This is a genomic window from Pseudomonas sp. JL27(2026) (assembly GCF_056933555.1).
The window spans coordinates 5,719,549-5,732,866 of the sequence record NZ_CM167794.1 but is presented as its reverse complement, the minus strand read 5'-3'; the positions used below and the strand labels follow the sequence as shown (position 1 = coordinate 5,732,866).

Genomic DNA, 13,318 nt, shown 5'->3' with positions numbered 1-13,318 from the left:
TCGCGGGGCTCACAATCGCGAGCAGGCTCCCACGGGGTTGCGTGTAACCTGCTCGTGATGCTTTCAAAAGAGGGAAAACGCAATGCGTGTCTGGATCGATGCCGACGCCTGTCCTCGGGCGGCGAAGGATCTGGTGGTGAAGTTCGCCCTCAAGCGTCAGTTTGAAGTGGTGCTGGTGGCGGGTCAGCCGCAGATCAAGCCGGGGCTGGCCCTGGTGAAACTGATTGTGGTACCCAGTGGCCCGGACGCTGCCGACGATTACCTGGTGGAGCACGCGGTGCCGGGTGAACTGGTAATTTGCAGTGACGTGCCACTGGCGGATCGCCTGGTGAAGAAGGGCGTGGCGGCCCTGGACCCTCGGGGCAAGGAGTTCGACGCGCAGAACATGGGCGATCGCCTGGCCGTGCGGAACCTGTTCACCGACCTGCGTGAACAGGGCCAGATGGGCGGTGGGCCTGCACCGTTTGGCGAGCGCGAGAAACAGGCGTTCGCCAACGCGCTGGACCGGATCCTTACCCGGCTGACCCGAAACCCCTGAAGTGATTACATTCCCTGTGGTGAGGGAGCTTGCTCCCGCTTGAGTGCGCGGCACTCACAAAAATCTCAATGGCTGGCCGATTTCTGGGGCTGCTTCGCAACCCAGCGGGAGCTAGCGCCCTCGCCACAAAGGCTCCTCACACAGTGCCATTCAGGCGTCGTTTTCGTGGGTCAGTTCCAGCACCCGGTCTACCAGTTTGTTGATGCCCGCCGCCGCTTCGCTGATTGATTGCGCCAGCATGTAGGCCGGGGTGCTGACCAGTTTACGAGCCTTGTCTTCAACGATGTCGCCCACCGCGCAGTCTTCGTGGGTGGCGCCCATTTTGCTCATGGCGGCCGCCGTGTCGGCATCGTTGCCGATGGTGCAGACCACGCCTGGACCGTAGATTTTCGCGGCAAGGGCTGGCGAAATGCAGATCAGGCCGACCGGTTTACCGGCCTCGGCGAAGGCTTCGGCCAGGGCCAGGACGTCTGGCTGGACACTGCAACCGGCGCCTTCGACCGCGAAGTTGGAGAGGTTCTTGGCCGCGCCGAAACCGCCCGGCACGATCAGGGCGTCGAAGTCTTCGGCGTTGGCTTCGCGGATGTCCTTGACCTGGCCGCGCGCGATGCGCGCCGACTCGGTCAGTACATTGCGCGACTCAGGCATCGCCTCGCCGTTCAGGTGATTGATGACGTGCAGTTGAGCGATGTCGGGGGCAAAGCACTGGACCTGCGCACCGCGCTGGTCCAGGCGCAACAGGGTGATCACGCTCTCGTGGATCTCGGCGCCGTCGTAGACGCCACAGCCGGAAAGGATCACTGCAACTTTTTTGCTCATGGGGCTTTTCTCCAGATTCATGGCGTTAAATGTCCACTAATTTGTCACTCGTTGCCATAGGGTTAATGGACAGCTACACCTAATCTTCAGACAACGATTCTGATCAGGTCGCGTCATGAACTTCATTCTCTATGCGGTGCCGTTTTTCGTCGTGCTGATTGTGCTGGAGCTGATCGTCGACCGTTGGCGAGGCGTAAGCAATTATCGGCTGGCGGACGCCATCAACAGCCTCAGCACGGGCGTGTTGTCGACCACCACGGGTCTGTTGACCAAGGGCGTGGGCCTGGTCACCTACGCCTTTGCCCTGAAACACCTGGCCGTGATCGAACTGTCGGCCGAGAGTGCCTGGGTCTGGGTGTTTGCCTTCGTGCTCTACGATCTTTGCTACTACTGGCTGCACCGCATGGGCCATGAGCGCAACATTCTCTGGGCCGCCCACTCGGTGCATCACCAGAGCGAGGACTACAACCTGTCCACGGCGTTGCGCCAGACCAGCACCGGGTTTGTGCTGAGCTGGATCTTCTACTTGCCGATGGCCGTACTCGGCGTGCCGTTGCTGGTGTTCGTCAGCGTCGCGGCGCTCAATCTGCTGTATCAATTCTGGGTGCATACCCGGCACATTCCCAAGCTCGGCTGGTTCGAGTGGTTCTTCGTCACGCCGTCCAACCACCGGGCGCACCATGCGCAGAACGCCCTCTACATGGACCGCAACTACGGGGGTGTTTTCATTATCTGGGATCGGCTGTTCGGCACGTATCAGGAAGAAGACGACAACGATCCGGCGATTTTCGGCGTGACCACACCGCTGGCGAGCTGGAACCCGTTGTGGGCCAACGTGCAGTTTTACGCCCAGCTGTGGAACGACGCACGGCGGGCCGAGAGCCTCTGGGACAAGCTGCGGATCTGGTTCATGCGCACCGGCTGGCGGCCGGCGGACGTGGCGGCGAAATACCCGATGGCCAAGCCGGACTTGAGCCAGTTTCGCAAGTTCGAGGTGCCGCTGGATGGCCGACAGCAACTGTATGTGGCCTTGCAGTTCGGGGTGTACGTCGCGCTGGGCAGTTACTTGATGAACCTGGCCGACAGCCTGCCGACCGCCGCCCTGGTGCTGGGCTGGGGAGCGGTGGCTTTTGGATTGTTTGCGCAGGGCGCGGCCCTGGAGAACCGCCCGTGGGCGTTCAGGCTTGAGCTGTTGCGGCTGGCGCTGAACCTGCCGCTGGTGTGGCTGGCGCCGCTGGCCGGGCTATGGCCGGCCAGCGCGGTGGCCTGGGTCGGCCTGCTCAGTTACAGCCTGCTCAGTGTGATCGGGCTTTACTGCTGTCGTAACCGCATCACTCGACTGGCGTCGTAGGTTCGCTGCCTTTGGCTTTTTCGGCGATCTGGATCTGCTCGTCTTCGTAGATCTTTTTCGCCAGGCGAGCGTTCTTGAAACGCCGACGCAACCACAGGCAGAAACCCAGCACGAGCAAGGCGCCCAGCACCCACAGCTCGTACTTCTTGACGCTGCCGAGCATGCCTTCGAGCACCGCACCGAAGTGGTACGCGGCGGCGGCCAGGGCCGCCGCCCAGATCGCGGCGCCGATGCCGTTGAGCAGCAGGTAGCGTCCCGGCGGGTACCCCGACAAGCCGATGGCCACTGGCATCACCGTGCGCAGGCCATAGACGAAGCGAAAGCTCAGCACCCAGATGTCCGGGTGCTTGCGGATATGCTCCAGCGCCCGATCACCCATCATTTGCCAGCGCGGTTTGCGCGCCAGCAGTTTGCGGCCGTGTTTGCGCCCAAGGAAGTACCACAGCTGATCGCCGGCATAACTGCCGAAGAACGCCACGACCACCACCAGGTTGATATCCATGTATCCGCGGAACGCGAGGAAGCCTGCGAGAACCAGAATGGTTTCGCCTTCGAAGAACGTGCCGAGAAAAAGGGCGAAGTAGCCGAAATCCTGAAGAAATTGTTGGAGCATTGTCTGGATGCTGGCGAAATGAACGCGCAGCCTAACCCTTCAGGCACATTCAGGAAAGTATCGAAATGTGTCTCGACGTGAACATTTCCTACAAGGACAATGGTTGCGACGATCGGTCACGGGGGTACGCAGGCGTCTCATCCTGGGCGGATATTCAGGATGTGGCGGGTGGATTCTGGTGACTGGCGAGGTACGGCACACAGCGTTGCAACAAATGCCGCCGTCGCCGCAGAACAGTTGATCCCACACAGGACAGATCTGTAATACGTTGGTCATAATGGCTGCTTATAACAGTCACGCTCGCCCGCCAGCGCGGGCTCAGGAGTCTGCCGTGAGCTTTACCCCCGCCAACCGTTTGTTTCCTGCAACCCGCCTGCGTCGCAACCGTCGTGACGAATTTTCCCGTCGTCTGGTCCGTGAAAACGTTCTGACCACCAATGACCTGATTCTTCCGGTGTTCGTGCTTGACGGTGAGAACCGTCGCGAAGCGGTCGCCTCGATGCCCGGCGTCGAACGCCTGACCATCGACCTGTTGCTTGAAGAGGCGGCCCAGTGGGTCGAGCTGGGGATTCCCGCCGTTGCGCTGTTTCCGGTCACGCCGGCCGAGCTTAAATCGCTCGACGCCGCCGAAGCCTGGAACCCCGACGGGATTGCCCAGCGCGCCACCCGTGCCCTGCGTGAACGCTTCCCGGAGTTGGGGGTGATCACCGACGTTGCGCTGGACCCGTTCACTACCCACGGCCAGGACGGTATCCTCGACGAAGAAGGCTACGTGCAGAACGACATCACCGTCGATGCGCTGGTCAGGCAGGCGCTGTCCCATGCCGAGGCGGGCGCCCAGGTGGTTGCCCCCTCGGACATGATGGATGGGCGCATTCAGGCAATCCGCGAAGCCCTGGAACTGGCCGATCACGTCAACGTACGCATCATGGCGTACTCGGCCAAGTACGCGAGCGCCTACTATGGGCCGTTCCGCGATGCAGTCGGTTCGGCGCTGAACCTGGGCAAGGCGAACAAGGCGTCCTATCAAATGGACCCGGCCAACGGCAACGAAGCGTTGCACGAAGTGGCCAGCGACTTGTCAGAAGGCGCGGACATGGTCATGGTCAAGCCAGGCATGCCGTACCTGGACATCCTGTACCGCGTCAAAGAAGAATTTAAAGTGCCGACCTTTGTCTATCAGGTCAGCGGGGAATACGCCATGCACATGGCGGCGATTCAGAATGGCTGGTTGAGCGAAGGGGTGATTCTTGAATCCCTGACCGCTTTTAAACGTGCAGGCGCTGATGGCATCCTGACTTACTTTGCCGTACGTGCCGCTCAATTGTTACGAGAGCAAAAATAGCCCTCCCAGGAACATTCGATGAATACCGAAGGACTCACAGAAGTTGCCGTAAAAGACGCTCAACCCGTGGTCGAGCACATCGTCGAAACCGAGCCTGCGCTGGAGCCGGCTCCACCCGCGGTGGTTGCGGAGCCTGCACAAGCGGCACCGGCGATTGTGATCCCGGGTCTTGATGACAGCAGCCTGTATATTCATCGCGAGCTGTCACAACTGCAATTCAACATCCGCGTGCTGGAACAGGCGCTGGATGAGTCCTACCCGTTGCTGGAACGGCTGAAGTTTCTGCTGATCTTCTCCAGCAACCTGGACGAGTTCTTCGAGATTCGCGTGGCGGGGCTCAAGAAACAGATCACCTTCGCCCGTGAACAGGCGGGTGCCGATGGCCTGCAACCGCATCAGGCCCTGGCGCGTATCAGTGAACTGGTACACGGCCACGTGGACCGTCAGTACGCGATCCTCAACGACATTCTGTTGCCGGAGCTGGAAAAACATCAGGTTCGCTTCATCCGTCGGCGTCACTGGACCACCAAGATCAAAACCTGGGTGCGCCGCTATTTCCGTGACGAAATCGCGCCGATCATCACCCCGATCGGCCTCGACCCGACGCACCCCTTCCCGTTGCTGGTCAACAAGAGCCTGAACTTCATCGTCGAGCTTGAAGGCATCGACGCCTTTGGTCGCGATTCCGGCCTGGCGATCATCCCGGCACCGCGCTTGCTGCCACGGATCATCAAGCTGCCGGAAGAAGTGGGCGGCGCTGGCGACAACTATGTGTTCCTGTCGTCGATGATCCATGCGCACGCCGATGACCTGTTCCAGGGCATGAAGGTAAAAGGCTGCTACCAGTTCCGCCTGACCCGAAACGCTGACCTGGCCGTCGACACCGAAGACGTCGAAGACCTGGCCCGCGCATTGCGCGGCGAGCTGTTCTCCCGTCGCTATGGCGATGCGGTGCGCCTGGAAGTGGCCGACACCTGCCCGAAACACCTATCCGACTACTTGCTCAAGCAGTTCAACCTGCACGAGACCGAGTTGTATCAGGTCAACGGCCCGGTCAACCTTACGCGCCTGTTCAGCATCACCGGCCTGGACAGCCACCCGGAGCTGCAATACACGCCGTTTACCCCGCAGATCCCGAAACTGCTGCAAAACAGCGAGAATATTTTCAGCGTGATCAGCAAGCAGGACATCCTGCTGCTGCACCCGTTCGAATCCTTCACCCCGGTGGTCGACCTGCTGCGTCAGGCCGCCAAGGACCCGCATGTTCTGGCCGTGCGCCAGACGCTGTACCGCAGCGGCGCCAACTCGGAAATCGTCGATGCCCTGGTGGACGCGGCGCGTAACGGCAAAGAGGTCACGGCGGTGATCGAGTTGCGTGCGCGTTTTGACGAAGAGTCCAACCTGCAACTGGCCAGCCGCCTGCAAGCGGCTGGTGCGGTGGTGATCTACGGCGTGGTCGGCTTCAAGACCCACGCCAAGATGATGCTGATCCTGCGTCGCGAGGCCGGCGAGATTGTCCGGTACGCGCACTTGGGCACGGGCAACTACCACGCGGCCAACGCCCGCCTGTACACCGACTACAGCTTGCTGACCTCCGATGACGCCTTGTGTGAAGACGTCGGCAAACTGTTCAGCCAGTTGATCGGCATGGGCAAGACGTTGCGCATGAAGAAACTGCTGCACGCGCCGTTCACCCTGAAAAAGGGCATGCTCGACATGATTGCCCGCGAAACCCAGTTCGCCCTCGACGGCAAGCCGGCGCACATCATCGCCAAGTTCAACTCGCTGACCGATCCGAAGATCATCCGCGCACTGTACAAGGCCAGTCAGTCCGGGGTACGCATCGACCTGGTGGTGCGTGGCATGTGCTGCCTGCGGCCGGGCATTGCCGGGGTTTCGCACAACATCCACGTGCGTTCGATCATCGGGCGGTTCCTGGAGCACACGCGGGTGTTCTATTTCCTCAACGGTGGCGAGGAGCAGATGTTCCTGTCGAGTGCCGACTGGATGGAGCGCAACCTCGACAAGCGCGTCGAGACCTGCTTCCCGGTCGAAGGCAAGAAGCTGATTCTGCGGGTCAAGAAAGAGCTGGAAAGTTATCTCACCGATAACACCCACAGCTGGAGCTTGCAGTCGGACGGCCGTTACATCCGCAACACGCCGACCGGCAACCAGAACCCGCGCAGCGCCCAGGCGACCTTGCTCGAGCGTTTGGGCAGCCCGATTCTGACCGTGAATTAACGCGAAGGTGTTGGCGCAATAAAAAATGGCGATCCTTGCGGATCGCCATTTTTGTTTCAGCTACATACCTGTGGCGAGGGAGCTTGCTCCCGTTGGGCTGCGCAGCAGTCCCTTTTTTGGGGGCGCTTCGCACCCCAGCGGGAGCAAGCTCCCTCGCCACAGGGGGTGTTCGCCCTTTCTGGTGTTTTAGCGAACGTTCAGCACGAAGCCGACCCGTGTCAGCCACTCCGCTTCCAGCGCGAAGTCGGCCTGGGTCAGTTGGTTGTCATCCAGCCAGTTTTCCGGGAACAGCACATCCAGGCTGTCGCCATCGGCGTGCAGTTCCACTTGCGGCATCGCCTGGGTGCCGCGGATGTGATGGAACAGAATCGCAAAGCGCAGCAGCACGCACAGGCGAATCAGCTTGATGCCTTCGTCACCGAACTCGGCAAATTTGTCCCTGGGGATGTTGCGGCGGTGCCCGCGTACCAATAGTGCGAGCATCAGTTGGTCTTCGCGGGAGAACCCGGCGAGGTCCGAGTGCTCGATCAGGTAGGCGCCGTGCTTGTGGTAATGGTAGTGGGCGATGTCCAGCCCGACTTCATGCACCTTGGCCGCCCAGCCCAGCAGCTCGCGCCAGATCCCGTCTTCCAGGTCCCAGTCTTCGGCCACTTGATCGAAGGCATGCAGCGCCTTGCGCTCGACCCGTGCCGCTTGTTCCAGGTCAACGTGATAACGCTCCATCAAGGAGCTCAAGGTGCGTTCACGGACGTCTTCGTGGTGATGCCGGCCCAACAGGTCGTAGAGCACGCCTTCGCGCAGGGCGCCCTCACAGTGGTCCATGCGCTGTAGTTCCAGGGCATCGAAGATGGCTTCGAGAATTGCCAGGCCTGCCGGGAAAATGGCCCGGCGGTCGGGTTTGATGCCTTCGAAGTCGATTTTTTCGGCATCACCGAGCTTGAAGACCTTGCGTTTAAGCCAGGACAGGCCTTCGGCATTGACCTCGCCGGTGCCGTAGCCGCCCGCCTTGAGCGCCAGGCCGATGGCGCGGATGGTGCCTGAGGAGCCGATGGCTTCATCCCAGGTCAGGCGGTGCAGGGCGTGCTCGATGCTCATGATCTCCAGCCGCGCCGCGGTGTACGCCTGGGCGTAGCGGGCCGGGGTGATCTTGCCGTCCTTGAAATAGCGCTGGGTGTAGCTTACGCAGCCCATTTGCAGGCTTTCGCGCAGCAGCGGTTCGAAGCGCTGGCCAATGATGAATTCGGTGCTGCCGCCGCCGATATCGGCCACCAGGCGCTTGCCCGGGGTGTCGGCGAGGGTATGGGAAACGCCCAGGTAGATAAGGCGCGCCTCTTCACGGCCGGAGATGACTTCCACCGGGTGGCCGAGGATTTCTTCGGCGCGGCGGATGAATTCGACGCGGTTGCGTGCTTCACGCAGGGCGTTGGTGCCGACGATCCGCACAGCGCCCAGGGGCATACCGTTGATCAGTTGGGCGAAACGTTTCAGGCAATCGAGCCCGCGCTGCATGGATTCTTCGCTCAGGCGACGCTCTTCGTCGATCCCGGCGGCCAGTTGAACCTTCTCGCCGAGCCGCTCAAGGATACGGATTTCGCCGTTCTGGGCCTTGGCCACGACCATATGGAAGCTGTTGGAGCCCAGGTCGATGGCGGCGATCAGGGACAGATTCTTGGCTTGGGATTGCGGCATGGTTAAAGGATCTCGGTCGATAACCCGACCATCGTGCCACGATCAACCGCCGCCGCCAACGCGCAGCCATCGCTGATGGCCGCGATCCTTGATCCAGAGCACGTCCCGGCCTGCGTAGCCTAAGCGCAATCGGCTTCATGGCTCCCGTCGCGCCGCGACTTGAGCTATACCCAACTTCATGGGCGGCCATAGCGAGACTCAATCATCTGCGGCTTCCTGAACGCGGGCAGGGCGGCTATGATGGGCCACGTTTTTTTGCTTACAACCCCGGAGACATCCATGAGCAGCGATCTTATCAAGCACGTCACCGACGCTAGCTTCGAGCAGGAAGTACTGAAAGCCGACGGCCCTGTGCTGGTCGATTACTGGGCTGAATGGTGCGGCCCTTGCAAAATGATCGCCCCGGTTCTGGACGAAATTGCTTCGACGTATGAAGGCAAGCTGATCGTTGCCAAGCTGAACATCGACGAAAACCAGGAAACCCCGGCCAAGCACGGCGTGCGTGGTATTCCGACCCTGATGCTGTTCAAGAACGGCAACGTCGAAGCGACCAAGGTTGGCGCGCTGTCGAAGTCGCAACTGGCCGCATTCCTCGACGCCAACATCTAAGCGTCGTTACGAGTGTCCTGAAAAAGCCCCGCAAACTGCGGGGCTTTTTCATTATTCAGGGCTAGACGCTCCGAAACTCAGGTGTTACATTCGGCCCCGCACTGGTTTCTCCAATGCCCCCTGCAAGCCGTCGCCGACGCTCTCCTTTTCGAATTAGTACGCGATCCTGTCGCCTTCTCTGCGGCGCGGCCTCATTAAGCCAAAAGCTTAATTTCCCCCCTCCATAAATGATTACGTCATTCCTATATGAATCTGACTGAACTCAAGCAAAAGCCGATTACCGAACTGCTCGAATTGGCCGAACAGATGGGCATAGAAAATATGGCCCGTTCGCGCAAGCAGGACGTGATTTTCTCCCTGCTGAAAAAGCACGCGAAAAGCGGCGAGGAAATCTCCGGTGATGGCGTGCTGGAGATCCTCCAGGACGGCTTCGGCTTCCTGCGCTCCGCTGACGCTTCCTATCTGGCCGGCCCGGACGATATCTACGTCTCGCCGAGCCAGATCCGTCGCTTCAACTTGCGCACCGGTGACACCATCGTTGGCAAGATCCGCCCTCCGAAGGAAGGCGAGCGTTATTTCGCCCTGCTCAAGGTCGATACGATCAACTACGATCGTCCCGAGAACGCGAAAAACAAGATTCTCTTCGAGAACCTGACCCCGCTGTTCCCGACCGTGCGCATGAAGATGGAAGCCGGCAACGGTTCCACCGAAGACCTGACCGGTCGTGTCATCGACCTGTGCGCCCCGATCGGCAAAGGCCAGCGCGGCCTGATCGTTGCTCCGCCGAAAGCGGGCAAGACGATCATGCTGCAGAACATCGCGGCCAACATCGCGCGTAACAACCCAGAAGTTCACCTGATCGTGCTGTTGATCGACGAACGTCCGGAAGAAGTGACCGAAATGCAGCGCACGGTGCGCGGCGAAGTGGTTGCCTCGACGTTCGACGAGCCGCCAACCCGCCACGTGCAGGTTGCCGAAATGGTGATCGAGAAGGCCAAGCGCCTGGTCGAACACAAGAAAGACGTCGTGATCCTGCTGGACTCCATCACCCGTCTGGCTCGTGCCTACAACACCGTGATCCCGAGCTCCGGCAAGGTGCTGACCGGTGGTGTCGATGCCCACGCTCTGGAGAAACCAAAGCGTTTCTTCGGTGCAGCCCGGAACATCGAAGAAGGCGGCTCGCTGACCATCATCGCTACCGCGCTGGTTGAAACCGGTTCGAAGATGGATGAAGTGATCTACGAAGAGTTCAAAGGCACGGGCAACATGGAACTGCCTCTGGACCGCAAGATCGCTGAAAAACGCGTCTTCCCGGCGATCAACATCAACCGTTCCGGCACCCGCCGCGAAGAGTTGCTGACCGCCGACGACGAGTTGCAGCGCATGTGGATCCTGCGCAAGCTCCTGCATCCTATGGATGAAGTGGCTGCCATCGAGTTCCTGGTCGACAAGCTGAAACAGACCAAGACCAACGATGAGTTCTTCCTGTCGATGAAACGCAAGTAAGTCGAGCAGGCCAGCAAGAGCCGGGGAAACCCGGCTTTTTGCTATCTGACCTTTCATGAACTGGCAGGTCACTCTTCTGAACAGGTGGGTTCGAGGCTACACTCATGCCCCCGTACGCCACGGCCAAAACGAGGCTTTTGCATGCAGTATCGCGACTTGCGCGACTTTATCAGCGGCCTGGAACAGCGCGGTGAACTCAAGCGCATCCAGGTTCCGGTGTCCCCAGTGCTGGAAATGACCGAGGTCTGCGATCGCACCTTGCGGGCCAAAGGTCCGGCGCTGCTGTTTGAAAACCCGACCGGTTACGACATCCCGGTACTCGGCAACCTGTTTGGCACGCCGGAGCGCGTGGCCCTGGGCATGGGCGCCGAAGCCGTCAGCGAACTGCGCGAGATCGGCAAGCTGCTGGCCTTCCTCAAAGAGCCCGAGCCGCCGAAAGGTCTGAAAGACGCGTGGTCCAAGCTGCCGATCTTTCGCAAGATCATTTCCATGGCACCGAAAGTCGTCAAGGACGCGGTCTGTCAGGAAGTGGTCATCGAGGGTGATGACGTCGACCTGGCGATGCTGCCGGTGCAAACCTGCTGGCCGGGCGATGTTGGCCCGCTGATTACCTGGGGCCTGACCGTCACCAAAGGTCCGAACAAGGACCGTCAGAACCTCGGCATCTATCGTCAGCAAGTGATTGGCCGCAACAAAGTCATCATGCGCTGGCTGAGCCACCGTGGCGGCGCGCTGGACTACCGTGAATGGTGTGAAAAACACCCTGGCCAGCCATTCCCGGTGTCCGTGGCGCTGGGGGCCGACCCGGCGACCATCCTCGGTGCCGTGACGCCAGTGCCGGACAGCCTGTCCGAGTACGCCTTTGCCGGTTTGCTGCGCGGTAACCGCACCGAGCTGGTGAAGTGCCGTGGCAACGACCTGCAAGTGCCGGCCACCGCCGAAATCATCCTGGAAGGCGTGATCCATCCGGGCGAGATGGCCGACGAAGGTCCGTATGGCGACCACACCGGTTATTACAACGAAGTCGACAGCTTCCCGGTGTTCACCGTCGAGCGCATCACCCACCGCATCAAGCCGATCTACCACAGCACCTACACCGGCCGTCCGCCGGATGAGCCGGCGATCCTCGGCGTGGCGCTGAACGAAGTGTTTGTGCCGATCCTGCAAAAGCAGTTCCCGGAGATCACCGACTTCTACCTGCCACCCGAAGGCTGTTCGTACCGCATGGCCATCGTGACCATGAAGAAGCAGTACCCAGGTCACGCCAAGCGGGTAATGCTGGGTGTGTGGTCGTTTTTGCGACAGTTCATGTACACCAAGTTCGTTATCGTCACTGACGACGATATCAACGCCCGCGACTGGAACGACGTGATCTGGGCCATCACCACGCGCATGGACCCCAAGCGCGACACGGTGATGATCGATAACACGCCGATCGACTACCTCGACTTCGCCTCGCCGATTTCCGGCCTGGGTTCGAAGATGGGGCTCGATGCCACGCATAAGTGGCCCGGTGAAACCACCCGCGAGTGGGGCCGGGTTATCGTCAAGGATGAGGCGGTGACACGCCGGATCGATGCCATCTGGAATCAGTTAGGAATAGATTGATGCGTGTAACCTTGCAGCCCTCCGGAGCAGTGCTTGAGATACTGCCCGGCGAGCGGATACTCGATGGAGCGCGGCGGCTGGGCTATGACTGCCCGCAAAGCTGCCGCAATGGCAACTGTCACGTCTGTGCGGCGTTGCTGGTCGAAGGTCGGGTCGAGCAGGCTGGCGATGTGCGCGACCACGGCGAGTTCTACACTTGCATTGCAGAGCCGCTGGAAGACTGCATCGTGTTGTGGGATGGCGTCCTTGCGCTGGGAGAACTGCCGGTGCGCAGTTTGTCGTGTCAGGTGACTGAATGCCTTGAAGTCGGCGGCGATGTCTGGCGGGTGCGCCTGCGTGCGCCAGCCGGCAAGCCACCGCGTTATCACGCCGGCCAGTATTTGCTGCTGGAGCGTGAGAATGGTGAGAAGTCCGCCTTCTCGCTGGCCTCGGCCCCGCATTCGGGGCGTGACCTGGAGCTGCACGTGCTGGTGCGCGAAACCAGTGCGCAAACTCTGCTTGAGCAGTTGCAGCGCAGCGCCATGGTGCGGGTCGAGTTACCGTTCGGTGATACCCATTTGTCTGAATTGCCTGACGGCCCGCTGGTGTTGATTGCCGCCGGTACCGGCATGGCGCAGATGCACAGCCTGATCGAACATTGCCGGGCCAAGGGTTTCAAACACCCGGTGCACTTGTATTGGGGCGTGCGCCGCCCAGACGATTTCTATCAGATCGACCACTGGGATCAGTGGCTGCAAACCCCCAACCTGTACCTGCATAAAGTGGTCAGCGACCTTTGTGGCTGGGAAGGGCGCTGCGGCTTGCTGCATGAAGCCGTGAGTGAAGACATCGGTGACTTGTCGGCGGTGCACGTTTACGCCAGCGGTTCACCGGCCATGATCTACGCCACCCTTGATGCGCTGGTGAATGCCGGTATGGACGCGCACCAGATGCGCGCTGATGTTTTTGCCTACGCGCCCCGCCCCGAAGCCTGACAATCCCCCTCTTATAACGCCCTAT

The 13,318-nt window shown here is 60.6% G+C and carries 11 protein-coding genes; 8 read left to right on the top strand and 3 right to left on the bottom strand.

The genetic code is table 11. From position 1 onward, the window contains the following. Positions 1–82: 82 nt before the first annotated feature. A complete protein-coding gene (locus AC1Z1G_RS26285) occupies positions 83–538 on the top strand; it encodes a YaiI/YqxD family protein (RefSeq protein ID WP_483623411.1) in 456 nt (151 codons plus the stop codon). Positions 539–688: 150 nt separating this feature from the next. Here AC1Z1G_RS26285 and elbB read toward each other — a convergent pair whose 3' ends face one another. Further along, complete coding sequence (elbB, locus tag AC1Z1G_RS26280; RefSeq protein WP_483623409.1) at positions 689–1,357, bottom strand: isoprenoid biosynthesis glyoxalase ElbB; 669 nt, start codon at positions 1,355–1,357, stop codon at positions 689–691. Between the two features lie 115 nt (positions 1,358–1,472). Here elbB and AC1Z1G_RS26275 point away from each other — a divergent pair, with 115 nt between their 5' ends. Next, complete coding sequence (locus tag AC1Z1G_RS26275) at positions 1,473–2,708, top strand: sterol desaturase family protein (RefSeq protein ID WP_483623407.1); 1,236 nt, start codon at positions 1,473–1,475, stop codon at positions 2,706–2,708. Here AC1Z1G_RS26275 and AC1Z1G_RS26270 read toward each other — a convergent pair. Beyond that, positions 2,689–3,321, bottom strand: a complete 633-nt coding sequence (locus tag AC1Z1G_RS26270) for a DedA family protein (protein WP_347902643.1) — start codon at positions 3,319–3,321, stop codon at positions 2,689–2,691. The two genes, AC1Z1G_RS26275 and AC1Z1G_RS26270, sit on opposite strands and share 20 nt — an antisense overlap. A gap of 331 nt (positions 3,322–3,652) precedes the next feature. Between AC1Z1G_RS26270 and hemB the strand changes: the two genes are divergently transcribed. Further along, positions 3,653–4,666 carry a porphobilinogen synthase gene (hemB, locus tag AC1Z1G_RS26265; protein ID WP_483623406.1) on the top strand — a complete coding sequence of 338 codons (1,014 nt, stop codon included), beginning with the start codon at positions 3,653–3,655 and terminating at the stop codon, positions 4,664–4,666. An 18-nt stretch (positions 4,667–4,684) separates the two neighbouring features. Next, a complete protein-coding gene (ppk1, locus tag AC1Z1G_RS26260) occupies positions 4,685–6,907 on the top strand; it encodes a polyphosphate kinase 1 (RefSeq protein ID WP_483623404.1) in 2,223 nt (740 codons plus the stop codon). 186 nt (positions 6,908–7,093) lie between these two features. Here ppk1 and ppx read toward each other — a convergent pair whose 3' ends face one another. Further along, positions 7,094–8,596 carry an exopolyphosphatase gene (ppx, locus tag AC1Z1G_RS26255; protein ID WP_483623402.1) on the bottom strand — a complete coding sequence of 501 codons (1,503 nt, stop codon included), beginning with the start codon at positions 8,594–8,596 and terminating at the stop codon, positions 7,094–7,096. 279 nt (positions 8,597–8,875) lie between these two features. On the opposite strand from ppx, the gene trxA reads away from it, so the two are divergent. The 4 genes from trxA (at position 8,876) to AC1Z1G_RS26235 (ending at position 13,293) form a co-directional block, all read left to right on the top strand. After that, positions 8,876–9,205 carry a thioredoxin TrxA gene (gene trxA / locus AC1Z1G_RS26250; RefSeq protein ID WP_347902639.1) on the top strand — a complete coding sequence of 110 codons (330 nt, stop codon included), beginning with the start codon at positions 8,876–8,878 and terminating at the stop codon, positions 9,203–9,205. Positions 9,206–9,451: 246 nt separating this feature from the next. Continuing rightward, the gene (gene rho, locus AC1Z1G_RS26245; protein ID WP_019694195.1) at positions 9,452–10,711 is read left to right on the top strand and encodes a transcription termination factor Rho; all 1,260 of its coding nucleotides are present in this window, start codon (positions 9,452–9,454) and stop codon (positions 10,709–10,711) included. Between the two features lie 141 nt (positions 10,712–10,852). Further along, positions 10,853–12,319, top strand: a complete 1,467-nt coding sequence (gene ubiD / locus AC1Z1G_RS26240) for a 4-hydroxy-3-polyprenylbenzoate decarboxylase (protein ID WP_095081871.1) — start codon at positions 10,853–10,855, stop codon at positions 12,317–12,319. Further along, complete coding sequence (locus tag AC1Z1G_RS26235) at positions 12,319–13,293, top strand: CDP-6-deoxy-delta-3,4-glucoseen reductase (protein WP_483623400.1); 975 nt, start codon at positions 12,319–12,321, stop codon at positions 13,291–13,293. Before ubiD ends, AC1Z1G_RS26235 begins: the two co-directional genes overlap by 1 nt. Positions 13,294–13,318 lie beyond the last annotated feature (25 nt).